Origin of the sequence: Sulfurimonas aquatica (genome assembly GCF_017357825.1) — a bacterium.
Classification (GTDB): domain Bacteria; phylum Campylobacterota; class Campylobacteria; order Campylobacterales; family Sulfurimonadaceae; genus Sulfurimonas; species Sulfurimonas aquatica.
In genome coordinates, this window is the sequence record NZ_CP046072.1 from 686,178 (window position 1) to 711,864 (window position 25,687).

Annotated in this window: 28 protein-coding genes; 19 read left to right on the forward strand and 9 right to left on the reverse strand. The window is 34.9% G+C overall.

The window, feature by feature from the left end; all coding sequences use genetic code 11:
• Position 1: 1 nt before the first annotated feature.
• The 6 genes from GJV85_RS03255 (at position 2) to GJV85_RS03280 (ending at position 6,073) form a co-directional block, all read left to right on the forward strand.
• Positions 2-1,120, forward strand: a complete 1,119-nt coding sequence (locus GJV85_RS03255) for an ABC transporter permease (protein ID WP_207562441.1) — start codon at positions 2-4, stop codon at positions 1,118-1,120.
• Positions 1,117-1,854, forward strand: coding sequence for an ABC transporter ATP-binding protein (locus GJV85_RS03260; RefSeq protein ID WP_430739170.1), 738 nt, complete (start codon positions 1,117-1,119; stop codon positions 1,852-1,854). Before GJV85_RS03255 ends, GJV85_RS03260 begins: the two co-directional genes overlap by 4 nt.
• Positions 1,855-1,860: 6 nt before the next feature.
• Positions 1,861-2,823 (forward strand): MlaD family protein, encoded by a 963-nt coding sequence (locus tag GJV85_RS03265; protein WP_242689823.1) that lies wholly within the window; start codon positions 1,861-1,863, stop codon positions 2,821-2,823.
• A 1-nt stretch (position 2,824) separates the two neighbouring features.
• Positions 2,825-3,421 (forward strand): ABC-type transport auxiliary lipoprotein family protein, encoded by a 597-nt coding sequence (locus tag GJV85_RS03270; RefSeq protein WP_207562443.1) that lies wholly within the window; start codon positions 2,825-2,827, stop codon positions 3,419-3,421.
• Positions 3,418-4,692, forward strand: coding sequence for an aminopeptidase P N-terminal domain-containing protein (locus GJV85_RS03275; RefSeq protein WP_207562444.1), 1,275 nt, complete (start codon positions 3,418-3,420; stop codon positions 4,690-4,692). Before GJV85_RS03270 ends, GJV85_RS03275 begins: the two co-directional genes overlap by 4 nt.
• Before the next feature lie 124 nt (positions 4,693-4,816).
• Positions 4,817-6,073, forward strand: coding sequence for a GGDEF domain-containing protein (locus tag GJV85_RS03280; RefSeq protein WP_207562445.1), 1,257 nt, complete (start codon positions 4,817-4,819; stop codon positions 6,071-6,073).
• Here GJV85_RS03280 and GJV85_RS03285 read toward each other — a convergent pair whose 3' ends face one another.
• The 5 genes from GJV85_RS03285 to GJV85_RS03305 all read right to left on the reverse strand — a co-directional run bounded on the left by GJV85_RS03285 (position 6,074) and on the right by GJV85_RS03305 (position 10,459).
• The gene (locus GJV85_RS03285; protein WP_207562446.1) at positions 6,074-6,418 is read right to left on the reverse strand and encodes a translation initiation factor; all 345 of its coding nucleotides are present in this window, start codon (positions 6,416-6,418) and stop codon (positions 6,074-6,076) included. It lies immediately after the preceding gene.
• On the reverse strand, positions 6,411-6,626 hold the full coding sequence (locus GJV85_RS03290; protein WP_207562447.1) for a DUF1653 domain-containing protein: 216 nt from the start codon (positions 6,624-6,626) through the stop codon (positions 6,411-6,413). The genes GJV85_RS03285 and GJV85_RS03290 overlap by 8 nt, the downstream gene beginning before the upstream one ends.
• A gap of 1 nt (position 6,627) precedes the next feature.
• Entirely contained in the window at positions 6,628-7,485 is an 858-nt protein-coding gene (locus GJV85_RS03295) for a DUF5718 family protein (RefSeq protein WP_207562448.1), read from the reverse strand.
• A gap of 5 nt (positions 7,486-7,490) precedes the next feature.
• Positions 7,491-9,095, reverse strand: a complete 1,605-nt coding sequence (locus tag GJV85_RS03300; RefSeq protein WP_207562449.1) for an ABC-F family ATP-binding cassette domain-containing protein — start codon at positions 9,093-9,095, stop codon at positions 7,491-7,493.
• Positions 9,096-9,175: 80 nt separating this feature from the next.
• Positions 9,176-10,459 carry a citrate synthase gene (locus tag GJV85_RS03305; protein ID WP_207563124.1) on the reverse strand — a complete coding sequence of 428 codons (1,284 nt, stop codon included), beginning with the start codon at positions 10,457-10,459 and terminating at the stop codon, positions 9,176-9,178.
• A gap of 65 nt (positions 10,460-10,524) precedes the next feature.
• On the opposite strand from GJV85_RS03305, the gene GJV85_RS03310 reads away from it, so the two are divergent.
• From GJV85_RS03310 to GJV85_RS03335, 6 genes are read left to right on the forward strand one after another with little or no spacing between them, the layout of a single operon-like run.
• Complete coding sequence (locus tag GJV85_RS03310) at positions 10,525-10,944, forward strand: GNAT family N-acetyltransferase (protein ID WP_207562450.1); 420 nt, start codon at positions 10,525-10,527, stop codon at positions 10,942-10,944.
• The gene (locus GJV85_RS03315) at positions 10,944-11,519 is read left to right on the forward strand and encodes a transglutaminase-like domain-containing protein (protein ID WP_207562451.1); all 576 of its coding nucleotides are present in this window, start codon (positions 10,944-10,946) and stop codon (positions 11,517-11,519) included. Before GJV85_RS03310 ends, GJV85_RS03315 begins: the two co-directional genes overlap by 1 nt.
• 16 nt (positions 11,520-11,535) lie before the next feature.
• Positions 11,536-12,315 (forward strand): PhzF family phenazine biosynthesis protein, encoded by a 780-nt coding sequence (locus tag GJV85_RS03320; protein WP_207562452.1) that lies wholly within the window; start codon positions 11,536-11,538, stop codon positions 12,313-12,315.
• Between the two features lie 46 nt (positions 12,316-12,361).
• Entirely contained in the window at positions 12,362-13,177 is an 816-nt protein-coding gene (locus GJV85_RS03325) for a ribonuclease H family protein (protein ID WP_207562453.1), read from the forward strand.
• A 37-nt stretch (positions 13,178-13,214) separates the two neighbouring features.
• Positions 13,215-13,451, forward strand: coding sequence for a hypothetical protein (locus GJV85_RS03330; RefSeq protein WP_207562454.1), 237 nt, complete (start codon positions 13,215-13,217; stop codon positions 13,449-13,451).
• Positions 13,452-13,458: 7 nt separating this feature from the next.
• Positions 13,459-14,409 (forward strand): A/G-specific adenine glycosylase, encoded by a 951-nt coding sequence (locus tag GJV85_RS03335; RefSeq protein ID WP_242689824.1) that lies wholly within the window; start codon positions 13,459-13,461, stop codon positions 14,407-14,409.
• Here the strand turns inward: GJV85_RS03335 and GJV85_RS03340 are convergent.
• A complete protein-coding gene (locus GJV85_RS03340; RefSeq protein WP_207562456.1) occupies positions 14,406-14,795 on the reverse strand; it encodes a DUF2237 family protein in 390 nt (129 codons plus the stop codon). The genes GJV85_RS03335 and GJV85_RS03340 overlap by 4 nt on opposite strands.
• A gap of 150 nt (positions 14,796-14,945) precedes the next feature.
• Between GJV85_RS03340 and GJV85_RS03345 the strand changes: the two genes are divergently transcribed.
• Together GJV85_RS03345 and GJV85_RS03350 are read left to right on the forward strand one after the other, a co-directional pair.
• On the forward strand, positions 14,946-15,089 hold the full coding sequence (locus GJV85_RS03345) for a hypothetical protein (protein WP_207562457.1): 144 nt from the start codon (positions 14,946-14,948) through the stop codon (positions 15,087-15,089).
• Positions 15,090-15,296, forward strand: coding sequence for a hypothetical protein (locus tag GJV85_RS03350; protein ID WP_207562458.1), 207 nt, complete (start codon positions 15,090-15,092; stop codon positions 15,294-15,296).
• Here GJV85_RS03350 and GJV85_RS03355 read toward each other — a convergent pair.
• Complete coding sequence (locus GJV85_RS03355) at positions 15,293-15,727, reverse strand: YchJ family protein (RefSeq protein WP_207562459.1); 435 nt, start codon at positions 15,725-15,727, stop codon at positions 15,293-15,295. The genes GJV85_RS03350 and GJV85_RS03355 overlap by 4 nt on opposite strands.
• Before the next feature lie 51 nt (positions 15,728-15,778).
• Between GJV85_RS03355 and pta the strand changes: the two genes are divergently transcribed.
• Together pta and GJV85_RS03365 are read left to right on the forward strand one after the other, a co-directional pair.
• Positions 15,779-17,866 carry a phosphate acetyltransferase gene (pta, locus tag GJV85_RS03360; protein WP_347402366.1) on the forward strand — a complete coding sequence of 696 codons (2,088 nt, stop codon included), beginning with the start codon at positions 15,779-15,781 and terminating at the stop codon, positions 17,864-17,866.
• On the forward strand, positions 17,866-18,924 hold the full coding sequence (locus GJV85_RS03365; protein WP_207562461.1) for an acetate kinase: 1,059 nt from the start codon (positions 17,866-17,868) through the stop codon (positions 18,922-18,924). The genes pta and GJV85_RS03365 overlap by 1 nt, the downstream gene beginning before the upstream one ends.
• Positions 18,925-19,066: 142 nt before the next feature.
• Here the strand turns inward: GJV85_RS03365 and GJV85_RS03370 are convergent, their stop codons facing one another.
• Positions 19,067-19,285 carry a cold-shock protein gene (locus GJV85_RS03370; RefSeq protein WP_207562462.1) on the reverse strand — a complete coding sequence of 73 codons (219 nt, stop codon included), beginning with the start codon at positions 19,283-19,285 and terminating at the stop codon, positions 19,067-19,069.
• Between the two features lie 304 nt (positions 19,286-19,589).
• Between GJV85_RS03370 and GJV85_RS03375 the strand changes: the two genes are divergently transcribed.
• Entirely contained in the window at positions 19,590-20,132 is a 543-nt protein-coding gene (locus GJV85_RS03375; protein ID WP_207562463.1) for a hypothetical protein, read from the forward strand.
• Positions 20,133-20,196: 64 nt separating this feature from the next.
• On the opposite strand, the gene GJV85_RS03380 is transcribed toward GJV85_RS03375, so the two are convergent.
• Positions 20,197-22,062 (reverse strand): hypothetical protein, encoded by a 1,866-nt coding sequence (locus GJV85_RS03380; RefSeq protein ID WP_207562464.1) that lies wholly within the window; start codon positions 22,060-22,062, stop codon positions 20,197-20,199.
• A gap of 217 nt (positions 22,063-22,279) precedes the next feature.
• Here GJV85_RS03380 and GJV85_RS03385 point away from each other — a divergent pair, with 217 nt between their 5' ends.
• Both GJV85_RS03385 and GJV85_RS03390 read left to right on the forward strand, forming a co-directional pair.
• The gene (locus GJV85_RS03385; protein ID WP_207562465.1) at positions 22,280-23,638 is read left to right on the forward strand and encodes a phosphomannomutase/phosphoglucomutase; all 1,359 of its coding nucleotides are present in this window, start codon (positions 22,280-22,282) and stop codon (positions 23,636-23,638) included.
• A gap of 16 nt (positions 23,639-23,654) precedes the next feature.
• Entirely contained in the window at positions 23,655-25,685 is a 2,031-nt protein-coding gene (locus GJV85_RS03390; protein WP_207562466.1) for a response regulator, read from the forward strand.
• Positions 25,686-25,687: the final 2 nt, after the last annotated feature.

Below are 25,687 nucleotides of genomic sequence, written 5' to 3' on the forward strand. Positions count from 1 at the left end.
AATGGCAAAAGAACTTATACTCCAACATAGCGATGAAAAACTCTCCATACTCTTCAGTGGAGAGTTGACTCTTTATACAATAGCAAATTACCAAAAACAACTTGAAAATAGCTCTTTAGAGATAAGAGATAATATTGTGCTTGACCTAAAAGAAGTATCATTTATAGATACGGCAGGGGCACTTTTTTTAAATAAACTCGAAAAAAAGTATAAACTTTTAGAAAAAAATGTAAAAATTGAGTCTGCAAATAAAGAGGTTTTTAGCACTCTTGAACTTATAAAAAAACAAGAGTATTCACATCAAGAAAAAAAGAAAAAAGAGGAGCTATTTAGAGATAGTGGCAGCTCTCAAAGTGGCACTACATATCTAGCAGGTATTTTCTCTTTTTTTGCTTTTTTAGGTAAGCTCTTTATGACGAAGGTTTACTATATAAAATGCGCTAAGTTCTTAAGGTTTAAAGAGATGGCGTTTGAGCTTAACGAGAGTGCCATAAAGGCATTAGGTATAGTCTCGCTTACGAGTTTTTTAATAGGTTTAGTTGTGGCATACCAATCTGCGTATCAGCTCAAAATTTATGGTGCGAATATATATATCGTAGATATGCTAGGTATTTCTATATTAAGAGAGTTAGCACCACTTATTACAGCTATTGTAATAGCTGGAAGAAGTGGATCCGCATTTACTGCACAGATTGGCGCTATGAAGATAACACAAGAGTTAGATGCGATGCAAACTATGGGCTTTGACCCTTTTAGATTTTTAGTAATTCCGAGAATTTTTGCCCTGATGATAGCTATGCCACTATTAATATTTGTAGCAGATATTATGGGTATCTTAGGTGGAATGCTAATTGCAAATATTGACCTTGGTATTAGTGTAGATCTATTTTTAAACAGATTTAATGAAGTGGTAGCTGCAAAACATTTTTTTGTCGGAATTGTAAAGGGGCCATTCTTTGCGTTTTTAATTGCAACAATCTCTATATATAGAGGGATGATAGTAAAAGACGACACACAAAGTATAGGTTTTAACACTACGAAGAGTGTGGTCGAATCTATCTTTGCTGTAATAGTTTGTGATGCACTCTTCTCTATCGCGTTTACAAATTTGGGGATATAATGGCAATCATTGAAGTAAAAGACGTACGAACGGTTTTTGGCTCTAAGGTTATACATGATGGACTGAATCTAGAGATAAATCAAGGTGAAATCTATGGTCTTTTAGGTCCAAGTGGATGTGGGAAAACAACGCTGCTTCGTGAAATGGTTATGCTTCAAGGGTTCCACTCTGGGAGTATAAAAATTCTTGGTGAGAAGATAGAAAGTATTAGCGATGAGGCTGCTCAAAAGTTAAGAAGAGAGTGGGGTGTTTTATTTCAAGCTGGAGCACTCTTTTCATCTTTGAGCATTAAAGAGAACATAGCACTGCCACTTATTGAATATAGTGACCTCTCAAACTCTATGATAGAAGAGATAGTTGACTTTAAGATAAATCTTGTTGGATTAAAGAGTAGTGATGCTCATCTTTTCCCATCTGAAATTAGTGGTGGTATGAAGAAAAAAGCTGCACTTGCCCGCTCTTTAGCGATGGATCCAAAACTACTTTTTTTAGATGAGCCAACAAGTGGACTTGACCCTATCTCTGCACGTGAGTTTGACCAACTTATTTTAAATCTTCGCTCAATGCTAGACTTAACCATCGTAATGGTCTCACATGATTTACAATCCATTTATGATACTTTAGATAGAGTTGCTATAATAGACAATAAAAAAATTGTATCTGAAGGGACTCTCAGTGAGGTTATGTCGACTTCAAGTGAATTTATTCAAACTTTTTTTAAAAACCAAGGGTGATGATATATGAACAATAAAGCAAATTATACATTAGTAGGTTTTGTAGTCTTCATCGGACTTGCATTGATGCTAGGCTTTACTTATTGGATGTTAAAGCCAACCGTAGACTCACAAGTACAAAAGTATACGATCTATTTTGATGAGTCCGTTTTAGGACTTAACATTGATGCACCTGTAAAATATAGAGGGATTAGTGTTGGAAAAGTCTCAAAGTTGATGATAAATCCAAATAATTCCGAACAAGTAGAAGTACGAGTAACGATACTAAAAAATACTCCAATTAAAGCAAATACAGTTGCAAAGCTTACTGCACAGGGGATAACTGGACTCACCTATATAAACCTAAGTATGGGGGATAAGAGTACAGAACTGCTTAAAGCTAAAGATAATGAAAAATATCCAGTAATAAAAACAGAAGCATCGTTTTTTGAAAACTTTGAGAAATCCTTTGGTTCAGTCTCCTCTAGACTCTCTTCTACGCTTGGAAGAACAGAAGAACTTTTAGGCGCGGATAATCAAGAGCAGATGGCACTGCTTTTAAAAAGAACGGCAAACGTAATGAGTAAAGTTGAGCTTCTTTTAGATGATAAGACCATAAAGCATATACAAAATAGTGCACAAAATATGGACTCATTCACTAAAAAGTTAGATTACATGATGCCAAACATTGAAAACTTTATACAAACAAGTGAAGCATGGGAAGATAAGGTTGAGAAATCTTTAGGTTCTATTAGCGAGAGTTATTTAGTTATTCGCTCTTCTATGGATGAGATAAAAAGAGCGGTTTCAAGTGGTGAGTTTAATCTTAAAGATATTACGGCAGATATTGTTCCAACGATGAACGCAACGTTTTTAGAGATGCAAGAGGCTATGATAAAACTTGAAGATATGCTCAAGCAGTATGAAAAAAATCCTTCCGACGTACTCTTTAAAACGCAAGAGATTACAAAAGCTCCAGGAGAGAGATAGTATGAAATTTTTATTTATTGTAGTAGTTTTTATTTTTCTTGGAGGTTGCAGTATTAATAACCCTGCCGTTAAAGAGTATAGGATACACTTAGAGCCTAAAACGGTTACTTATGACTCTCAATCTTGTAAAGAGAAGTCTTTGAAAGTTGGACAAGTTTTTAGCTCAAGTTCACTTCTCTCACATAGAATGAAGTACATGAAAGATGGGTATAGTGAGTTTTCATTCACGCAGTCTGAATGGGCTCAAAGTCCTAACAAAGCTTTAAGTGCAGAACTTGTAAAGAGCGTAAGAAGTAGTGGACTCTTTTCTAGTGTAAATAGCTACAAATCAAGAAGTAGAAGTGACTTGATACTTGAGACAAATTTAGAGGAGTTTATACAGTACTTTAGTAATGATAACAATAGCTCCTTTGTCAATATATCACTCTCTTTAAGTCTTGTTGAGACTGGTACAAGTAAGGTACTCCAAACAAAATATATATCTAAAAAGTTGGGTACTAAGAGCTTAGATGCACAGGGTGGAGTTAAAGCATTTAACGAAGCACTGTCTGGTGTTTTAAAAGAGAGTAATGATTGGTTAAGTGAGGCATGTAAATGATAAATGAAAAAGAGTATTCCGCACGAAGAGATAAGTTGGCTAAATCATTAAAGCCTTATTCAATTGCAGTAGTGTTTAGTGCTAAACAAAAAACACGCTCTAATGATACAGAGTTTCAATATAGACAAAACAGTAACTTCTATTATCTAAGTGGATTTAAAGAGGACAATGCAGTTTTAGTACTTATAAAAAAAGCTAAAAAAACAAAATCTTATCTTTTTGTTCAAAAAAAAGATGAAACGCTTGAGCTTTGGACTGGCAAAAGAGTTGGAGAAATAGAAGCAAAAGAGCTTTTTGACGTTGACGATGTTTTTATAGTTGATAAGTATGAGAAAAAGATAAAAGAGTTTATTCAAAAAAGTAAAAATGTCTATTTTGATTTCTCTGTTGAGACAAATGAGACGCAAGGTCTAAAAAAACTCACTCAAAAGTTTTTCTCATATGAAAATATCGCACCCTTAATTGGTACGATGCGTTTGATTAAGTCAGAAACCGAAATTAAACTAATTAGAAAGGCTATCGCTATAACAAAAGATGCCCATCATCATGTGATGAGAGAAAGCAAAACTTTAAAAAACGAGTATGAACTTCAAGCTGATATAGAACATATTTTTAAAAAGAGTGGAGCGTATAGCGATGCTTATACCTCAATAGTCGCTTGTGGTAACGCTGCAAATACACTGCACTATATAAGTAATGACAAAGAACTTGTAAATGGTGAGCTTATACTAATCGACGCAGGTTGTGAGTATAACTACTATACGAGTGATATAACGCGAACAATCCCGGTTAACGGCAAGTTTACATTAGCTCAAAAAGAGCTTTATGAGATGGTCTTAGACGTACAACTTCAAATCATTAAAATGATAAGACCTGGAATTAAACGCACAAAACTTCATAAAAAGTCGGTAGAACTTTTAAGTCAAGGAATGATAAGTTTAGGAATACTTAAAGGTCCACTAAAAAAAGTCATAAAAAAAGAACTCTATAAAAAATACTACCCTCATGGAATAGGTCACTGGATGGGAATTGATGTTCATGATGAATCTCCTTATATGGATGAAAATTCTAAGGAAATCAGACTACAAGAGGGTATGGTGATGACAATTGAGCCTGGAATCTACATAGATATAAATGATAATAAAGTACCTAAAAAGTATAGGGGCATTGGAATTCGAATAGAAGACGATATCCTAATAACTAAAGATGGTTGTGAAAACCTCTCTTTAGAAATAGCTAAATCTATAAAAGAGATAGAAAATATCTCTTAGATATTACTCTTTCTTTCTCTTTTTTGACATAATGTCACACTTTTATAAAAAATAAAAATCTTATAATAGAATCTAAAACTAATGGTACAAAATATGCTAGATAGGTTTTTATATAAGGGGTGGCATGCAGTTTATAGAAGCGCTTAAGCTAAAGAGTAAGTTATTATTTCTTTTCATATTAACTACATTAGCACTAATTAGTGTTGCTGTAATGGGTAATATGCACATCAACTCTATGAAAAATAATATTGACTCACTCTACTTTGGTTCACTCGTTCCGGTTACTGAGTTAAATGACATTATGCAGACCTATCACAATGGTTTAGCAAGTACAGTCTATAAGGCCTCTCGTTTAGAAATAAGTCCAAGTCAAGTAAGCTCTCAAATAGAATCATCACTTAAGCAGATAAGTAAAAAATGGAAAAATTATGAGTCCCATTTTAAACGCAATGATGAACTTGAATATGTAGAGTATGCCGGTCATGAAATAAAAGCTATAAATGAGTACTTCTTAAGAATATATAGAGTTGCAAAAAAAGGTAGAGATTTATCAAATATATCCATAAATACTTTAGAAAAAAAAGTATTTTTTATACACAATGTAATCCAAAAACTGATAAATTATGAGGTGGATGTAGCAAAATATGAGAGAAAAACATTTCTGCATAGTTATGCAGAGTCCAAGTTTCATATTGGAGTGGTACTATCAGTAATCATATTTATAGTTCTTTTAATATCTACTTATGTCTTTAAAAGTATTCAAAAAGATCAAACAGATTTAGAGATCTCAACAAAAAAACTTCGTAAAGCAAATAAAAAGCTAGAGAATGTCTCTTACACAGATACTTTAACAAACCTTCATAATAGAAGGTATTTTAATTTAGTCTACGATAGAGAACTCAAACGTGCAAGAAGAAAAAATAATTATATTACTTTTATGATGTTGGATATAGATTACTTTAAGCAGTATAACGACACTTATGGACACATAGAAGGTGACTTTGCACTTAAGAGTGTATCAAAGGTTTTAAAAGAGATACTTAAACGCCCAAGTGACTTTGTGTTTAGACTTGGTGGTGAAGAGTTTGGCGTACTTTTAGTCGATACAGATGAGTCAAATAGTGCAAAATTAGCTAGAGATATATGTGATGGAATAAGAGAGAGAAAACTGATACATGAAAACTCTAAAGTTAGTGATTATGTGACAATTTCAATTGGAGTAGTCTGTTGTATCGCTGATGATGCACTAAATGATGAGGTATTGATCTCTCGTGCAGATGAGATGCTCTATGAAGCTAAAGAGAGTGGAAGAGATAGATATATTATCACATCAAATGCCAGTGCGGCACGGCCAAGAGTCGTAGAAGAGATGACTGCCTAGCTAGTGCCCATTTTTAAAACGAAAATTTAACTCAATTAAAAGAGGACGGATTTTATCTTTAAGTTCGCCTTGAAACTCCATCCATCCATCTTTATAACTTCCACCGCAACCAAGCTTCTTCTTGAGAGTTTTTAGTGCTGAACTTGCATCTTCTTTAGTGATTTGAAACTCACCAACTAAAGTGACTGTTTTACCTCTGCGCTTCTCTTTTGCAAAGACTAAGAAGTGTTTTTGTGGTTCTATTATGTCCTTGGCGATTTTAGACTTTCTAGGAGACTCTACTGCTGCCCATCCATCATCTATATCTGCACCTATAAATAGGTCTAGTTTTTTGCCTCTACTCATTCTCTTTGCCTATATACTTAAAACGCGGAGTCTCTTTATCATTTATGATAACAGTTTCAAAAAACATAGTATATGGTCTTGCCCAAAGTCCTTGGTCGCCATACAGAGCACGGTAAAGTACCATTAACTCTTCTGTTTCACTATGTCTAAGAGTATCTATGACTTCGTACTTCTGACCTTTATAGTGCTCATATATACCTATTTGCATATTAAAGTACTTTTTGAGCTAATATACTCATATCTGATTGAGAATGGTCTCGACTTTCAAGATTCTTGATTACATCATTCAATGAGTACTTAGATCTATTATATAAAACAACAAAGAGTTCATCATCTACTTTTAAAAATGTGCTCTCTCCATATTCTGTATATCTCGTAGCACCAATACTGATGATAGCTTTAGTTGGGTAGTTACATGCTCTTATATACTCATTTATTGGCTCTAGGGGTCCAAAATTTTCTTGAGTATTTATCTGATTTTTTATCCATTGCGTTAGCTTTTCGTAGAAATAACTATATCCGGTGAGTTCCACATCCTCACCATAGGCTTCAAGCTTACCATCACGAGATAAAAAACTACAGATACTATATTCATCCATAACGCCACCCTCTTCAAACTTATCTATTTTTAGAATCGTTTTAGAGAAGCCTTTTGAACTCTCACCCCAGTTTTTCTTATCACTTATTTTCTCTGCGCCGGCTACTCTAATCGAGCAGTCATTATATGCCCCAAAGTGAGTGGGCGTTATAGAAAATATCTCTCCATCTTTATAAGCGATATCACAAATGAGTCCAACCTCTGGTTCAGCTTGAACATTAAGTTCTGCATTAGGAAGTTTAATCGTGTCACTTGAGAGTGGATAAGTCCTAAGTATCTCTTTAGGTTTTCTAGTTGGGTTTTCTAAAAGAGGAGAGTAGTTTGGAAGATAAAAGGGAAACAAGCCTTTTGGAGCAGCTTCATCAGCGGTAATTACATCTTTGAAATCTTCGAGTTCACCCGCTTGCGCTAAGTGAAGTGCGAAGTTCCCAGCTATACCTAAGCCGAGATACTCATTGAAAGTCTTCATATTTTTTAAAGTGTTCCAGCTTCTTTAGCTTCAGCAAACTCTTCATAAGAGCCTTTGAAGTCTATGATAGAGCCATCAGCTTGAATCTCTATGATACGGCTAGCAAACGCGTCTAGTAACTCGCGGTCATGAGATACACAGATAACATTTCCTTTGAACTCTAAAAGACCTTCACCAAGTGCAACGATAGCCTCAAGGTCAAGGTGATTTGATGGTTCATCTAAAACTAAAAAGTTTCCACCCTCTAGCATCATTTTTGAAAGCATCATTCTATGTTTTTCACCACCAGAGATACTTACAACAGACTTCTCTTGTTGCTCACCATTAAAGAGCATACGCCCAAGACAGTTTCTTATCTCAGCGATATCGCGTTTAGGATCAAACGCGCGTAACCAATCATAAAGCGTGCCATCACCATTAATCGTATCGGCAGTATCTTGTGGAAAGTAAGAGTTCTCGATAGTAGCTCCCCATATAACTTCACCTGAAGTAGGTTTCATCTCTTCCATAAGTATTTTAATTAGAGTTGATTTACCAACACCATTTCCACCAATTAGCGCAACTTTCTCACCTGGCTCAAACTTAAGAGTTACGTCTTTAAGTACTTCATTGTCTCCATAAGAGTGATTGACGCCATTAATCTCTAGCGCTTCGCCACCCATAGTTCTTTTAGCTTTAAAAACTATACTTGGGTCACGACGAGAAGATGGTTTGATATCTTCAATCTCCATCTTGTCAAGTTTTCTTTGACGAGAAGTTGCTTGTTTTGCTTTTGATGCATTTGCCGAGAAACGTCTAACAAAGGCTTCAAGTTCATCTTTTTCTTTTAGCTTTTTAGCGTTATCAAGTTCCATCTGCTTAGCCATAACGTTAGCAGCGATATACCAGTCATCATAAGTACCAGTAAACTCACGAATTTTTTGATAATCAACGTCAAGAATATTTGTAACAACGGCATTTAGGAAGTGTCTATCGTGAGAGATAACTACAAGAGTACCTTCGTGGCGCTGAAGTTCATTTTCTAACCATGAAATTGTCTCGATATCCTGGTTATTTGTAGGCTCATCGAGAAATAGTACGTCTGGTTTAGGGTAAAGGACCTGTGCAAGTAGAACCTTGAATTTATCTGCACTATCAAGTGAAGACATAAGGTCATTGTGATTTTCAGGAGGTATGCCAACGTTTGCAAGAATTTTTGCTATGTTTACATCGTACTCATAAGTTGGATCTTCTTCAACAGAGATAGTTTCAAGCTCTGCAAGACGTTCATTTGTAGCATCATCTTCAAAGTCACCATTTACATAGAGGTCTTCTTTTTCTTTAATAGCATCATACAAACGCTTGTTACCATAAAGAACAGCATCCATAATAGTGAAATCTTCAAAAGCAAATTGATTCTGTCCAAGAACACCGACTTTTAGACCATTTTCTACACTGATATCACCTTCATATTCGTCAATCTGACCAGAGAGGATTTTTAAAAAAGTAGTTTTACCAGCGCCGTTTGCACCGATAAGACCGTAGCGTTTGTGACGGTCAAGTTTTAGATTTATATCTTGAAATAGGACTCTACTTCCAAAACGCATTATTAAGTTGTTTACAGTTACCATGATTATCTCTTTCTCTAGGTACGTCTGAGCGTACCTATTTTGATTTTCGCGATTATATCAAAGTGTTGTTTAAAGCTTGGTTATTTTCCAACATAGAGTTGACGAGGGCGTGCTATTTTTGCACCCTTAGTCTTTTTAAACTCCATCCATTGCGTTATCCAACCAACGGTTCTTCCTATTACAAATACGGGAGTAAACATTGAGATAGGGATTTTTAGTGCCGTAAGTATAACGCCAGAGTAGAAGTCTATGTTCGGATAGAGCTTTCTACTTACAAAGTACTCATCATTTAGAGCTATCTCTTCGATTTTACTAGCTATTTGCATAAGGTGTGAATCAAGCTTTAGTTCATATTGGAGTTGAACTTGTAACTCTTTTAATATTCTTGCTCGTGGGTCAAAGTTTTTATATACACGATGTCCGAATCCCATAAGTCTAAAGTCATCTTCTGGATCTTTCGCTCTTGCTATAAACGCGTCTACATTGTCTACGTGGCCTATCATTTCAAGTTGTTCAATTACAGATTCGTTTGCTCCACCATGTGCACTTCCCCAAAGAGCGGAGATACCAGAACTAATAGCTACATAAGGGTGAGCTCCCGTAGACGCTACGTTTCTTACACTTGTCGTTGAAGCATTTTGTTCATGGTCCGCATGGAGAGTAAAAATGGTGTCAAGTGCTTTTATCTCTATATCGCGGATTACATCTTCTCCATTTATTCCTCTATGCATTTTTCCACCAGGGTATGCGCGCATCATATATAAAAAGTTTTCAGTAAAGCCTCTATCTATGTCGGGCTGAATAAATGGCGCGCCTATTGAGGTTCTGTACGCATAAGCCGCGATGGTTGGCATTTTAGCGATTATCCGCCTTGCCATTACTTGTAACTCCTCTTCAGTACAAACGTCAAGATGACTGAAGTAAAAGGTTGAGAGTGCCGCAGTAGCGGCAGAGAGCGTTGCCATAGGATGAGAGTTTGAAGGAAAGGCAATAAAGAGATCATTTAGCCCTTGATGTAAAAAAGAGCGATGACGAAGCTCTAAATCAAAATCTTGTAACTCCTCTTTAGTGGGCAGCTTCGAATTAAGAAGTAAATATACAGACTCAAGGTATTCGTGATTAGTGGCAAGTTCTTCTATCTCCACTCCTCTATATCTTAGTTCACCCTTATCGCCATCAATAAAAGTCACCTCTGAAGTACAACTCGCGGTAGACGTATATCCAGGGTCATAAGTAAACATACCGGTTTGTCCGTAAAAGCTTGATATGTCAACGACTTTTGGACCTCTAGTCCCTTCAAGAATATTAAACTCATACTCTTTATCTGTACTGTTGTCTCTAATGGTAATTGTAGGTTTCACAATTAATCCTTATATAATAAAATATTATCTTGAGATTATTCTAACTAAAATTACTATAAAATACAATCATGCAAATTAGAGAAATGAATTTAAAAGAGTTAGATTTAATATATGGAGTGCTTTCTCAGCTTCGAGATGAACTTTCATTTAAAGAGTTTGATGATCTTGTCTATGAGATGAGGCATATGGAGTATAAAATGATAGGACTCTTAGAACGAGGAGAACTTATTAGTTATGCAGGCGTAGCAGTGCAAACAAACTTCTATCATAAACGCCATCTTTATGTTTTTGACCTAGTAACTGATGAGAAATATAGAGGTAAGGGGTATGGCAAAGAGATGCTTACATACTTAGAAGATTATGCCAAAACCGCCATGTGCGAAAATATCGTTTTATCATCTGGTTTTAGTAGAGATATGGCACATAAATTTTACGAAAAAAATGGTTTTATGAAAAAAAGTTATGTTTTTCTAAAAGGAGTAGTTTAGTGAAGGCTTATTTACAAGAGAGTGAGTTGATAAATTTTTCAAATCCTGAAGTGCATGCCCTTGCATTAAAGTTGGCAGAGGGAACAACAACGGATGTAGAGTGCGCAAAAAACTGTTTTTTATATGTGAGAGATAAGATAAATCATAGTGGTGATGTAGTAGATGGAAAAACAACCACTTTTAGGGCAAGCGATGTTTTAAAGCATAAAACCGGTTGGTGTTATGCAAAAAGTATACTGCTTGCGGCACTCCTACGCGCTAATAATATTCCAACAGGTTTTTGTTATCAGAGACTCTCTTGTTCAGAATACGTAAAAGACGTTTATTGTCTTCATGGATTAAACGCCATCTATTTAAAAGAGTTTGGTTGGTATAGAGTCGACGCACGAGGAAATAAAGAGGGTGTAAACGCAGAGTTTAACCCTCCTTATGAAAAACTAGCGTTTGAACTACAAGAACATGAGTCCGACTTAGATGGTATTTTAGAAAATCCACTTGAAGAAGTTATATACGCTTTGAAAAGATTCACTACATATGATGAGATGATTCATAATTTTCCAGATATAAAAGTATAGATGCTAGGAGTCAAAAATGAAAATAAAATTTTATCAAGTGGATGCATTTGCAAACAGCGCGTTTGAAGGAAACCCCGCTGCTATCTCTCCTTTGGATGAATGGCTAGATGATGAAGTAATGCAGAAGATAGCTATGGAAAACAATCTCTCTGAAACAGCTTTTTTTGTAAAAACAGATGATGTATATGAACTCAGATGGTTTACTCCAAAAAAAGAGGTAAACCTTTGTGGCCATGCCACATTAGCTAGTGCTTATGTGATATTTAACTATCTGGATTATGAGAAGGAGAGTATAGTTTTTCATTCTAAAAGTGGACCTTTATATGTTAGTAAGTTGAATAATTTAATAAGGCTTGATTTTCCATCAGAAGCTCCAATAGAGTGTGAAACGCCAAAAGAGATAATAGAAGCATTTAGCGAAGTGCCAGTTCAAGTCTTAAAAGCTACAGATTATATAGTAGTGTATAAGGATGGGACGGACTTAACTAAATTTAAGCCAGATTTACAAGCTTTAAAAAATTTGGACTTGCGTGGTGTTTGCATAACGACTATTCATAATAAATATGACTTTGTAAGTAGATTTTTTGCACCAAATTATGGAATAGACGAAGATAGCGTTACAGGCTCTGCTTACACTCAACTGACTCCCTATTGGGCTAAAATAATGAATAAAACTACTTTTACTTCTAAGCAACTTTCGAGTAGAGGGGGCGAGTTAAAGTGTGAACTTGATGGTGATCGCGTTTATATCTCAGGAAAAGCAGTTTGTTGTATTGTTGGTGAAATGACGATATGAGATATTTGATATATAAAAGTAGATACAATTGCGTCAAGGAAAATATATGCAAATTGTAACGCAGGCTTTACTAGATTTGGGAATGGATGAGAAGAGAGAGGTAAACAAATCTCAACTCATCTTGCTTGATATAAAGAATAAAGACAAATCTAAGTGGGAAGATCTCTCTTTAGGTAAAGAACTCTCTGACGCAAGGGCTGAACTTTTTGTTTTACTTAGTGGGGTGGATGACGAAGAGATTCAAGAGAGAGTTATTTTTAACTATAAAGCTCTTCAAAAGTTTAGAAAAGAAGCTACCTTAGAAATAGAGACAAAAAAAAAGCTAGAGATAGCTGAGTTGATAAGTGGAGACGTGACTATATACTGTGATGGTGGATGCACGCCAAATCCTGGTAAAGCGGGTTCAGGCGTTGCAATTTATCGAGCGGGTGAACTTAGTGAGCTTTGGTATGGACTGTATGAGCCTATGGGGACAAATAACACCGCTGAGTTAGGAGCGCTTTATGAGTCTCTACTCATAGCCCAAAAAGAAGCAAAAAATGGGAATAGCGTAGAGATAAAATGTGATTCGATGTACTCAATAGATTGCATAACAAAGTGGGCAATATCATGGGAGAAAAAAGGGTGGACAAAAAAAGGTGGAGAGATTAAAAATCTTGAAATCATCAAACTTTCATACGCTCTGTACAACTCCATCAAAAAAGATGTAAAACTCTCTCATATCAAAGCGCATAGTGGTTTTGAAGGAAATGAGTTGGCAGATAGAATGACGATGTATGCAATACAGCAAAAGAGCACAGATTTTGTAAAATACGATAAAGAGATTGATGTCACTGAAATCTTAAAAATGAGAGCTGGTTAATAAAAATCTAGAAATGAAAAAAAGAAAAGGAAAATAGATGAAAACAATGACATGTAAGCAACTAGGCGGATCTTGTGATATGAAATTTGAAGCTAATACGTTTGAAGAGATGGCAGAGTTAGTAAAGGCTCATGGAATGGAGATGTATATGGCACAAGATAGTGATCACATAGAAGCAATGAGTAAGATTCAAGACCTTATGGTAAATCCAGGAGATATGGAAGCTTGGTATGAGGGTAAACGCAGAGAGTTTGAATCCCTACCTGAGAGTTAAAAGTTCTTTGAATAGATTTAAAAGTTTACAATCTCAACTTCTAAAATGGTATAAAATCCATGGTAGACACGAACTTCCTTGGAGAAATACCAATGATATGTACCATATATATCTAAGTGAGATTATGTTGCAGCAAACACAGGTAAATCGTGTAAGAGATGAGTACTATCCACAGTTTTTAGAGAGGTTCCCAAGCTTAGAGATACTCGCAAATGCCAAGCAAGATGAGGTTTTATCCGCTTGGAGTGGGCTAGGTTACTACTCTCGTGCAAGAAATCTTCATAAAACCGCCATAGCGTCCTCTTTTGCTCTTCCAACTACACAGAAGGAGCTCATAAAACTTCCCGGAATCGGTAGATACACCGCAAGCGCTATCTGCAGTTTTGGACACAATCAAAACATTCCAGTGGTAGACACGAATATAGCTCGGGTGATTAAAAGAGTATTTGCACTTATGGATACAAGTGAAAAAATAGTTTGGAGTCATGCCGAGGAGTTTGTAAACGCCACAGAGCCACGTCATCATAATCTTGCTCTTATGGACTTGGGCTCTTTAGTCTGTCTGCCTAAAAATCCGAAGTGTGATGAGTGCCCACTAAGCAGTTTTTGTAAAGGAAAAACAGAGCCAGAACTCTATACTCAAACTAAAAAAACGGTATATGAGTCACTTGAACTTTTTTATGGTGTTTTAATAGAAGAAGAAAAAATCGCACTGAAGTACTCTAAAGAAAAACTTTACAAAGATATGCTAGTCCTACCAAGTGTGGACCCTATAGAAGAGAACCTACTTGGAGAATTTAAGCACTCCTATACGAAGTATCGTTTAAATGTAAAACTTTATGAGATTCAAGATATCAATGATGAAAAGGATGAAATAGTCTGGATAAATTTAAAGGATTTTAAAAATGCTGCTATCTCCTCACTCACTAAAAAAGCGAGTAAGTTTTTTATAGACTAGTCTAAATCTATAGCGCACTTTTTTAAAGTTTCAAGGTCTATAAGCTCTAAAATAGCTTGATGTGTAGAGTGAATGAAAATATGTGGAGCCATACCATCTTTTACCGCTTGCACAAAACGCGGACCAGATAAGCACCAACTCTCTCCAGGTTTTACGCCAGGGAAGTTATACTGAGGCATTGGAGTTGAGATGTCATTTCCCGCTTTTTTTGAGTACTCTAAGAACTCTTTAGTTGCATAGATACAAACGGCATGAACACCTTTGTTTTCAGCTGTTACTTGACATGAGCCAGTTCTATAAAACCCTGTAAGTGGATCTAAACTACATGGCTCAAGTGGACCTCCAAGAGCGTTTTTTTCTTCATATATATTTGTTGGTTTTGGCATTTAAGATGACCTTATATTATTTTATAGGGATTGTATCTTATTTTTTAAAAAATTATTTTTTAACTTAAAATTAATGACAACAGTTAAAACTCTACTAATATTAAATATACGCTTTGATAGACTGTCATTAAATTATGACGAGGTAAGAAAATGAGTGAAGAAGAAAAGCTACTGTATTATTTGGAAAAATTAAAAGTTCTCTCTTTGGAAAAACTTGAAGATAAAAACAAAAGCGCTATCGAGGCGCTTAAAGAATCTCTCAATATTATTGAGGGCGAGATGATAGGATACTAGATGGCTGGAAATCCAGGAATTACGCTTATACAGATGGAATCAGCACTAAATAATATGCACAATACAATGGTAAATGAAGATGGAAGCTTTAATCTTGATGATACTTTTTTTGAGCTATTTGATGAGGTGATGATTAAACTTCAAGAGACTAGACAAATTGCTGAGTCAATTAGAGAAAGTGAGAGCAAGAGTAAAAGTAAGTTTTAGGCACAACACTTTTTATACTTTTTTCCACTTCCACATGGACAACTCTCATTTCTCTCTACTTTAGAGTTATAAAGCTCACCATCTTTGTACTTCCAGATGCCATCATCTAAAACAAAGTTGCTTTTTTCATGTAAAACTTGGATGTTTTCACCATCTTTGTAATATGCTTTAAACTCAACTGTATCGCCTTGAACTGTTAATATATCAAGTTTGAGCCACTCTACAGAGTTTGAAAACTCTTGAATGAGTGCTGCATCATCTTCATGCTGCTTTTCTTTAAGAGCACTATCTACTAAGTACTTTCCATCAGCTCGAACATAAGCACTAAAACGACTTCTCATAAGCTCTTCAGGAGTATTCGCCTGGCGTTTACCTAAAATAATAGTTCCACAACACTCATCAAAACTTTTTTCACTGCCACATATACACATAGATATCCATTTTTTAGGTAGAATTATACTACTTTAATTGAGAAAAGGTGAATGCACTTGAAAACTAAATCGCTTTTTATATCTGCACATGAGATAAACTCTGGCATGCTTTTTGTATCTATGGGAATGATGGAAATTCTTAAACGCAAGCTCCCTAAAGTTGCATTTTTTCGTCCTGTTATTTATAAAAAAGATGTGATTGATGGGGATATTGAGTTTATTACTTCGCGTTATGAATTAGATATAGAGTACAAAGATTGTTTTGGTTTTGATATAGAATATGTTGAGAGTATGATTGCCTCAAACAAAACAAAACAGCTCATAAATCAACTTATGGTCAAGTTTAAAAAATTAGAATCTACATATGACTTTGTTCTTTGTGAGGGGATACGACAATCTTTTTTAAGCTCAAACATTAACTTTGACTTAAATATTAAAATAGCACAAAATTTTGGCTCACCTTATATTAATATTATAAATGCAAAAGAAAATAGTGCACATGATGTTTATGAGAGTATTTTAATAGAAAATGAAACTTTAGTTTCACAAGGGTGTACCCACTTTGCTACTTTTGTAAATAGACTCTCAAGTGATAAAAAAGAGTTTCTAGAAGAAAAACTTGATGGATATAGTTATAAAACATACCTTTTAAATGAAGTAGAGGAGTTAAGTCTTCTTAGTATTCAAGATGTTATAGAGTCACTAAAGGCAAAAACCGTTTTATTGTCAGCTGAAGATCATACTAGAAGTATAAGAAATGTTAAAATCGCAGCGATGTCTCTTGATAATTTCTTAGAGAAGATTGAAGAGGATGACCTAATTGTAGTGCCTGCAGATAGGTCTGAAATTATTTTAGGACTCTACGGTGCACTCTATTCACGTGCCTACCCAAATATTTCTTGTATTGTTTTTCCTTTTGACATGAAAGCCCATCCAAATATTGATAAGCTTATTTTTGGACTTGATAAGTTTAATATTCCAATTCTATCAGTTGAAACAGATACCTATCAAACAGCAAGAGCACTTACTAAAGTTCACTCACGAATAAGAGTGAGTAGCGATAGAAAAATAGCTTTAGGCCTAGGACTTTTTAACTCAAATGTAGATTCAAACTACATTGAAGATAAGATAGCAACGACTTCAAATAGCATTATGACTCCTATAATGTTTGAGTATAAACTCTTTGCACTTGCGGGTTCAAATAAAAAAAGAATTGTTTTACCAGAGAGTAGTGATGAAAGGATACTACGTGCAGCAGAGATAGCTCTTCATCGTGGAGTGGCAGACATCATACTTCTTGGAAAAGAAGTTGAGCTTAGAGAGAACTCTCTGCGTTTAGGGTTAGATCTCTCAAAAGCAACGATAATAGACCACTGTAACTCTGTTTTAATGAAAAAGTTTGTAGATACATTTTATGAGATGCGAAAAGAGAAAGGCTTAACTCGAGGAGCTTCAGCAGATGCAATGATACATGAGAATTATTTTGCAACAATGATGGTTCAGCTTGGATATGCCGATGGGATGGTTAGTGGAGCGATTCACTCAACAGGAGATACCATCCGTCCAGCTCTTCAAATAATCAAAACAAAACCCGGCGTATCAGTAGTTTCTAGTGTGTTTTTTATGTGTTTAGAAACGCAAGTTTTAGTCTATGGTGATTGTGCTATAAATCAAGACCCAGATAGTAAAACTCTCGCTGATATAGCTATAGCATCTGCAAAGACAGCTAGCTCTTTTGGAATAGAGCCAAGAGTGGCGATGCTCTCATACTCAACTGGATATAGTGGCTCGGGAGTTGATGTCGATAAGGTGAGAGAAGCTACAAATATGATAAAAGAGAGGGATAAAGAACTTCTTATAGAAGGCCCAATCCAGTATGATGCAGCAATAAATATGGCTGTTGCAAAGAAAAAACTTCCAGATTCAAAAGTAGCTGGACGAGCAACAGTATTTATATTTCCAGATTTAAATACTGGAAATAATACCTACAAAGCAGTGCAGCGTTCAAGTAACGCGGTAGCAATTGGACCGATACTACAGGGTCTAAATAAACCAGTAAATGATTTAAGTAGAGGCTGTTTAGTTGAAGACATAGTAAATACTATCGCTATTACTGCAATTCAGGCGGGACAAGAGTAATGAAGATAGCCGTTTTAAACGCAGGTAGCTCTTCACTTAAGTTTAAACTCTTTGATATGGAGAGTTTGAAAGTTTTAAGAAGTGCTCTTATTGAGAATATTGGCGAAGAAAATTCAATTATCACTAACCATAAAGAAGCAATAGAGAGTTTAGATATTGATTTTTCATCACTTGATGTTATTGGGCACAGAGTTGTTCATGGTGGTGAGAAGTTTCAGAGTGCTGCTCCTATAACTCAAGAAGTGATAAAAGAGATAACAAAACTAATACCTTTGGCACCATTACACAATAGAGCAAACCTTGAGGGTATAAAAGTGGCGTTTAATAAAGCTCCGAGTGTTAAACAGGTAGCTGTTTTTGATACAGCATTTCACTCTACTATGCAAAAAGAGGCTTATCTGTATGCTTTACCTTATGAGATGTATGAAAGAGATGGCATCCGGCGTTATGGGTTTCATGGAAGCTCACATGGATATATAGCTAAGAGAGCCGCTAAAGAGCTCAATAAAAGTTTAGATAGTGTGAATTTGATAACACTGCATCTAGGAAATGGTGCGAGTGTTTGTGCTATACAGAACGGGAAAAGCATCGATACATCTATGGGCTTTACCCCATTAGAAGGCCTTGTTATGGGGAGTCGCTCAGGAGACATTGACCCAGCCATAGTTTTATATATGCAAAGAGAACTACTTTTAAGTGTTGATGAAGTGGATGATATACTTAATAAAAAGTCTGGATTAAAAGGAATCTGTGAGAGTAATGATGTTCGAGAGATAATTGCTAATGACGATGAACAATCAAAATTAGCGCTAACTATGATGATACGACGGATTCAAAAATATATTGGTGCTTATATGTCCCTATTAGACGATGTGGATGCTATAGTCTTTAGTGGTGGCATAGGTGAAAATTCCGCTTATATACGAGAAGAGGTACTAAAACCGAAGCTATTTAGTAACATAAAATCTCTAGTGATAAAAACAGATGAAGAGTTAGAGATAGCAAGCGAGTGTTTAAAAGTTTTAAAAATCAGTGAGGGAATTAGTCCTGCTCTTTAGTTTTGTTAACTATTTTGCACTACAGTTGGATCTTTAAGTATAGATATATCTTAATTTATGGATTTTAATTTGAAAAATTTAAAGGGGAGAATAGAGAGTGGAAATAATATTTACAGGCAGAAGCCTGTAAAAAAGGTAACTACTAAAGTGGAGTTACGTTCTCAGCTTGAGGGCCTTTTTGACCTTCACCAACTTCGAAAGTTACTCTTTGACCTTCAGCAAGTGAAACACGTCCACCTGAAGTGTTGTTAACTTGACGGAAATGTACGAATACATCTTTTCCACCATTATCTTGTTCTATGAAACCATAACCTTTTTCGTCGTTAAACCACTTAACTTTACCGTCTTCTAATTGTGCCATTGCATTGCCTTGTATATAAATATTCACTATGATTTAAAAATCATTAGTGGAGTCAAAAATTGGAGAATCTTTAGGGGGTCTAAATGCAACAAACGCAAACGTACACACTAAAGATGAACTCGAGCCTCATCTTTCATCACAGAAAGTATATCTAAAATGTAGGCATAAACCAATTTTATTAGTGCAATTTATGTTAATTTTTTTCTGACCTCCCTATTATTGGGAAATTAAGTATTAATTTTTTTTAAGTAAGTTGTGTAAATAGTCGATATAATTTGTAATATAAAGTCTAAAAGGATAAATTATGAATATTTCATCAACTCTGCCACAAGCATCAAAGCTCTCAAGCACAACAGGAATTAAGAACTTATATACTGAGAAGTTGAGCAAAGATGAAGTTAAAGAGATACGAGCACAGATAGTTAAGAATGCAAATGCATTTACTTTTAAAGCCACTTCTATTCAGTCAAACACACTCTCTTTAGAAGATAAATTTACTCAAGCTTATGATGAATTTCAATCTTTTTTAAAAGATATAGGCTATAAAGGTCAACCAATTGCAGAGCTCTCTCAAGAAGAAGCAGCAAAACTTGTAAGTGAAGATGGAATCTTTGGAGTTACACAAACCTCAGAGAGAATTGCTAATTTTGTAATAAATGGAGCAAATGGTGACGAGGATAGACTTCGCGCAGGTCGCGAGGGAATGCTAGAAGGTTTTAAAATGGCAGAAGAGATGTGGGGAGGAGAACTACCCGATATCTCCAAAGAGACTATTCAAGCAGCAACTCAAAAAGTTGATAAGGCTATGTATGATTTAGGATTTTCAATTTTAAATAAAGAAGCCTAATCTAAAGATAAAAACTTTCGTACTTAAAAATCTTAAGTACGAGAAAGAAGTTCCTATATATCTATTAGAAAAAACTTTTGAATAAATCTACTGCTTTATCAAGGTCTTCATTACTAACACCATCTATAAGACTATCCTCATTATCGTTCTTGTTTTGATTTTCAAAAGTGTTATTTTGATTAGAAGGAGTTACATCTCTCTTTGTAGCTTCTCGTATGCCTAAATCTTCCATGATATGAAAGAGATTTATTCCTCCTGCTCCAATCAGAGACCTACTACCAGAATATCCTAACATACCACCGACTCTTGGTTGTGATATCCATAAAGTATTTTTTGCATTAAGTGGATATTCGATTATATGCTCTTGCATTGGCATCATAATACCTTCGGCTATCATAATCCCATACTGTTCTGTATTATCGCTATACTCTTCTATCGCTTTTATTTTACCTACTGAATGGCCTCTATCCAACTCTTTTTTAATATTTTTTACTTTAGCACCATTTGAGTCGTTTATGGCAAGAGTCATACTTATAACATGGTTTCTTCTTTTATAAAGTACGTTTTCTGTCTTGTCTTTACATGTACCGCTTCCTATGAGAGTGTATCCATAGATAGTTTGTAAGAGATTTGGTTTCAATATTTTTGATTCAGAGATTTTTTCTCCACAACAAACTTCTTTATAACATTTACCAAAATAGTTAGTTGTTTTTTTAGGAGGTATCTTTGTAGAATTATTTCTGCTTTTTAGATTTTTCTCTAAGGCTTTAAACAATGAAACTTCCCCTATTGAACCTGACTCAACTAGAAGTTTTAAAGACTTAGAGTATTCCATTTTTTCTTTTTCAAGTCGAGTAAATGTGAGTGTAGTTCTATTGTTTAGAAAGATATCTATAACTTCTTCAGCCTGAGGGGAAAATATTGCAGAAGCAAATGGATATGAATTACTATTTGTATATGTTCTTATCCTCCCATCCTGATAGTTACTTACAGAACTATCATAGTCCGATTCAGAGTAAGCATTTTTTACACTACCCTGATTTTTATCGTTAAAGTTAAGGGTTACATATAAACGGCTAAATTCAGCTGATTCATATATGGCAGCTTCAATTCTATTGCCTTTAGAGTCTTTTGCACAAGTTGCACTATCTATCAGTGTATAGTTTTCAGCACCTTTTCTTTTTGGTAAAGATTTACTCAAAACAAGAGACTCCCCAGCTATTTTCCCACAACAGAGGTTGTCATAACAAGATATAGCATGTGTACTTTTTGTAGTTTTATGGCTAGTTCTATCAGTACTTTTAGAGTTTTTGTTAAAGTTCTCTCTATTTTTTGAAGTATCGGGAAGTGCATACTCACTCATAGGTAGATTTTTCATCTCAAAACTTTTAAGTTCAATTCCCTCAGCTTTTGCGATTATATAACCTTTTTCAACTTCATAAAAATTTTGTGTATCCCCTCCCATAAGAGCGAGCATATCAAACATCTTTTGTGTTGTTTTTACAACATTTTTATCTTTTGTGACAAGAACTTTAGTCTGCTCATTTGACTCTTTATCTTTTAAAATCCACTCTTCACAATTGACACCGGCTAGTTTTTGCTTTTTACCGGTTTTATGTATTATAAACTCAGGAGCAGGAGCCTCTTCATCCTCAAAATCAAATGAAATGCCAATAGAGTCCATGAAGCCTTTGGCCTTGTTAAGGTCCATGATACTTACGACTCCTTCATGTCTTGATACAATATAACTATTTCCATCAATGGAGTACACTTCACTTGACCCCTCTTCATCCTGTGGCATCATCATTTTTGCATGGTTTTTATCTTTGTATTTAAATACACTAACTCCATCATCCATTTGATATGTCAAAATGTAATCAGCTTGTAGTGAGAAAAACAGCACTGATACAAATAAAAGTAATTTAATCATCAAAAATTCCTTAAAAATAATATTTAATATTATTTTATCAAAATAGCTCTGATTTTCTTTTTAATCTAGTAGAATTTAATGTTAGAACTTTTATCTACGTGTAGTTATTCGTAGATTTAAAGTTTTTCATTGTATTATTTGCTAATAAAGATAATTTGAAAAAATTGAGAACCCACAGACTTTTATAGTGAAAAATAAAAATATTTGGAGAGATTTAATGAGCATCTACAGAGAGTACGACATACGTGGCATATATGAAAAAGAGTTAAATGAAGAGAGTGTAGTTCGCATAGGATTTGCCTTGGCATCTAAGATATCTGGCGAATACGTAGCAGTTGGATATGACGCTCGTTCGCACTCTCCTATACTTTTTGAGTATCTTGTTCGTGGACTTAACGCAGGTGGCAAAAAAGTTCTAGGTATGGGACTTGTTCCTACTCCCGTAAACTACTTTACAAACTATCAAGAGTGGAATGGTATTACTCCATCAGCTTCGGTAATGATTACAGGCTCACATAATCCAAGCGAGTATAATGGTTTTAAAATTACAGTAGATAAAGCGCCATTTTTTAGTGAAGATATTTATGCACTAGGACGTGAGTGTGAAGCTATGACTATGCCTAAGAACGTAACTCGCGACGTAACTGAGATAGATGCCGTTACAAGATACGTAGACTTTTTAGTTTCTGAGTTTTCACACTTAAAAGGGATGGATACTCGTATAGTGTATGATTGTGGAAATGGCGTCGCAGGCGTTGTTACGGAAGATATTTTCTCTCGTCTTGAATTAAATACAAAAGGCTTATATGTTGACCCGGATGGGACATTCCCAAATCATCATCCAGATCCCTCAGATGAGCATAATCTTGTGGACATAAAAAAACTTTTAGCAGAGTCTGGCGACATAGCGTTTGCTTACGATGGAGATGCGGATAGAATAGCGGTACTTACTCATAAAAATAATATAAAAGGCGACATGATGGCTCTTTTATACTCTATGAAGATGGATAAGCCGACTGTGATTGGAGAAGTTAAGTGTTCTCAAGTGATGTATGATGAGTTGGAAAAACGCGGCTGCAAAGCTATTATGTATAAGACAGGTCACTCTAACCTAAAAGTTAAAATGAAAGAGACAAACGCAGACTTAGCATGTGAAGTGAGTGGACATGTATTCTTTAAAAATCGATACTTTGGTTATGATGACGCTATATATGCAACTTTAAGAATGTTAGAGTTAGTTCATGATGGTATTGATCTTGACGCTGAACTCGCAAAACTTCCAGAGGTCTTTTCAACTGAAGAGATAAAAGTAAAAACTACAGAGCACGAGAAGTTTAAAATAATAGATGCAGTTAAAGAGTTACTTAAAAATCCACCAGCAGATTTTCCAACTATAAAAGATATTATAGAAGTAGATGGCGTTAGGATAAATTTTGAGAATGGCTGGGGACTTGTCCGTGCAAGTAACACTACTCCAGTATTAGTTACGAGATTTGAGTCTACAACTTTACAAAATGCTAAGCTTTATGAAGATAGTATAAATAATCTAATCATTTTAGCAAAAAAATCACTTTAGGACTCGTTGACTTAACATGGAAGAAACATCATATAACTACTTGAAAATTTACGAACACTTATCTATCCTTTATGCACAGTATAATGAAGAGAACAAGTTTAATCAGAAGATTTTAAAGAGTGTTTCACAAATATTTCACAGTTCTCTTGGTGTTGAAGATACTATAAATAAATATAAATTTCTTAAAGAGATAAATGGCTCCTATGTGGACCTTTTAATCATAGATAACCGCTTTGGACTTGAGCTTTGTCATACAATCTTAGAGATTAATCCAAAGCAGAGAATTATAGTCCGTGTTAAACTCGATAATAACGAATTTCTCTCAGATTTTTACGTAAATGGGTTCGATGATTTTATATATGAACCTCTTACAACATTAGCAATAGACAAGACTATCTCTAACATCAGTGAGAAAATGGACTATACAAATCTTTTGGCGCGTAGTTTGAAAAAAGAGGAAGAGATTGTTCTTGAGTATGAAGATAAACTCGAAGAATCGCAGAGAAAACTAGAGCAAAGAAGTGAGTTTTTTGCAAGTATGTCACATGAGATAAGAACTCCAATGAATGCTATTTTAGGGATGAGTCAAATTCTTATAGAAGATAGCACACTTACTCTCTCACAGCTTGAAAATGCTAAAACCATTAATCGTTCAACAAATATGCTATTAGGCATTATTAACGATATTTTAGATTTTTCTAAAATAGAAGCGGGTAAATTAACTTTAGAGAAAACTTCTTTTGATTTAAACACTATTTTGAGCTACATAGCAGATATGATAAGTTTTAAAACGCAAGAGAAGGGTATAAATATAATCTTTGAAATAGATCACAATATAGGAAAAAACTATTTTGGTGATCCTCTTCGTATCTCTCAAATTCTATTAAACCTTGTTGGTAATGCAGTCAAGTTTACAGATGAGGGTAGTGTAACACTTAGTATTAAAACACTCAAGGATGACACTGATTCTAAAACAAATATACAGTTTGAAGTGAGTGACACAGGAATAGGTATGAGTAAGGCACAGCTCTCAGGCCTTTTTCAAAGTTATGCACAAGCATCACATGACACAAGTAGAAAGTATGGTGGAACAGGCCTTGGACTTACTATCTCTAAACAGCTTGTTGAACTAATGGATGGTAAAATTTGGGCAGAGAGTGAAGAAGGTAAGGGGAGTAGTTTTTTTGTAAACATTGTTCTTGAGCATGATGAGTCAGCAGATACAATAAGAAAGTATCGTCTTCCTTCAAAAGATATCATGTCTTGGAGGGTTCTTATTATAGATTCACATTTGAAATCTCAAGAGTCACTAAAATATTTACTCAAATATTTTCATATTGAGTCACATTCAGCATTCAATACACAAGAGACAAAAGAGATACTCAGTAAAACAAGATTTGACCTTCTATTCATAGATGAGAAAATGTTTGATATGTTTAATTTTGCTTCATATAAAGAGAAAACCGGTATTAAAATAGTTGTAATTGAAGAGTGGATGAATAGTTTAAAAAGTGTTAAGGCTCAAAATGACGCTATCGACGAACTTATGAAAAGACCATTTAACCAACAGATGGTTTTTGACACCCTTAGTAAACTTTATAATAAAACCAATAATGCAGAGATACCAGAGAGTGAACTCTCATCTAAAGATAAGGTTAAAGAGCTGGGCAAACATAAAATCCTCATTGCAGAAGATAATCTAATCAACCAAAAAGTTATGAGAGGCCTTCTAAATGGAACTGAGCTAGAACTTGAGTTTGCTGATGATGGTTTAGAAGCTCTAAAAGCTCTCCAAAATGCAGATGAGTTACCAGAAATAGTTTTTATGGATATAAATATGCCAAATATGGATGGGTTTATGGCAACTAAGAGTATACGAAGAAATAGCACTTATGACAAGATAATTATTGTTGGACTCAGTGGTAATGTTGAAGAAGCTGAAATTAAAAAAGCAAAAGAGTCTGGCATGCAAGAGTATCTATCTAAGCCTATTGAAGTAAAAGCACTCCATGGTGTTTTATTGCAATACTTAAGTGCATCTATTTAGAT

Bases quoted from the DNA above. Each gene is read 5' to 3' on its own strand.
- GJV85_RS03280 (WP_207562445.1), top strand. From the start codon at position 4,817: ATGCAGTTTATAGAAGCGCTTAAGCTAAAGAGTAAGTTATTATTTCTT.
- GJV85_RS03380 (WP_207562464.1), bottom strand. From the start codon at position 22,062: ATGATTAAATTACTTTTATTTGTATCAGTGCTGTTTTTCTCACTACAA.
- GJV85_RS03370 (WP_207562462.1), bottom strand. From the start codon at position 19,285: ATGGCACAATTAGAAGACGGTAAAGTTAAGTGGTTTAACGACGAAAAA.
- GJV85_RS03345 (WP_207562457.1), top strand. From the start codon at position 14,946: ATGAGTGAAGAAGAAAAGCTACTGTATTATTTGGAAAAATTAAAAGTT.
- GJV85_RS03365 (WP_207562461.1), top strand. From the start codon at position 17,866: ATGAAGATAGCCGTTTTAAACGCAGGTAGCTCTTCACTTAAGTTTAAA.
- GJV85_RS03375 (WP_207562463.1), top strand. From the start codon at position 19,590: ATGAATATTTCATCAACTCTGCCACAAGCATCAAAGCTCTCAAGCACA.
- pta (WP_347402366.1), top strand. From the start codon at position 15,779: ATGCACTTGAAAACTAAATCGCTTTTTATATCTGCACATGAGATAAAC.
- GJV85_RS03300 (WP_207562449.1), bottom strand. From the start codon at position 9,095: ATGGTAACTGTAAACAACTTAATAATGCGTTTTGGAAGTAGAGTCCTA.
- GJV85_RS03350 (WP_207562458.1), top strand. From the start codon at position 15,090: ATGGCTGGAAATCCAGGAATTACGCTTATACAGATGGAATCAGCACTA.
- GJV85_RS03340 (WP_207562456.1), bottom strand. From the start codon at position 14,795: ATGCCAAAACCAACAAATATATATGAAGAAAAAAACGCTCTTGGAGGT.
- GJV85_RS03290 (WP_207562447.1), bottom strand. From the start codon at position 6,626: ATGCAAATAGGTATATATGAGCACTATAAAGGTCAGAAGTACGAAGTC.
- GJV85_RS03330 (WP_207562454.1), top strand. From the start codon at position 13,215: ATGAAAACAATGACATGTAAGCAACTAGGCGGATCTTGTGATATGAAA.
- GJV85_RS03270 (WP_207562443.1), top strand. From the start codon at position 2,825: ATGAAATTTTTATTTATTGTAGTAGTTTTTATTTTTCTTGGAGGTTGC.
- GJV85_RS03320 (WP_207562452.1), top strand. From the start codon at position 11,536: ATGAAAATAAAATTTTATCAAGTGGATGCATTTGCAAACAGCGCGTTT.
- GJV85_RS03310 (WP_207562450.1), top strand. From the start codon at position 10,525: ATGCAAATTAGAGAAATGAATTTAAAAGAGTTAGATTTAATATATGGA.
- GJV85_RS03255 (WP_207562441.1), top strand. From the start codon at position 2: ATGGCAAAAGAACTTATACTCCAACATAGCGATGAAAAACTCTCCATA.
- GJV85_RS03390 (WP_207562466.1), top strand. From the start codon at position 23,655: ATGGAAGAAACATCATATAACTACTTGAAAATTTACGAACACTTATCT.
- GJV85_RS03385 (WP_207562465.1), top strand. From the start codon at position 22,280: ATGAGCATCTACAGAGAGTACGACATACGTGGCATATATGAAAAAGAG.
- GJV85_RS03265 (WP_242689823.1), top strand. From the start codon at position 1,861: ATGAACAATAAAGCAAATTATACATTAGTAGGTTTTGTAGTCTTCATC.
- GJV85_RS03285 (WP_207562446.1), bottom strand. From the start codon at position 6,418: ATGAGTAGAGGCAAAAAACTAGACCTATTTATAGGTGCAGATATAGAT.
- GJV85_RS03325 (WP_207562453.1), top strand. From the start codon at position 12,362: ATGCAAATTGTAACGCAGGCTTTACTAGATTTGGGAATGGATGAGAAG.
- GJV85_RS03295 (WP_207562448.1), bottom strand. From the start codon at position 7,485: ATGAAGACTTTCAATGAGTATCTCGGCTTAGGTATAGCTGGGAACTTC.
- GJV85_RS03275 (WP_207562444.1), top strand. From the start codon at position 3,418: ATGATAAATGAAAAAGAGTATTCCGCACGAAGAGATAAGTTGGCTAAA.
- GJV85_RS03355 (WP_207562459.1), bottom strand. From the start codon at position 15,727: ATGTGTATATGTGGCAGTGAAAAAAGTTTTGATGAGTGTTGTGGAACT.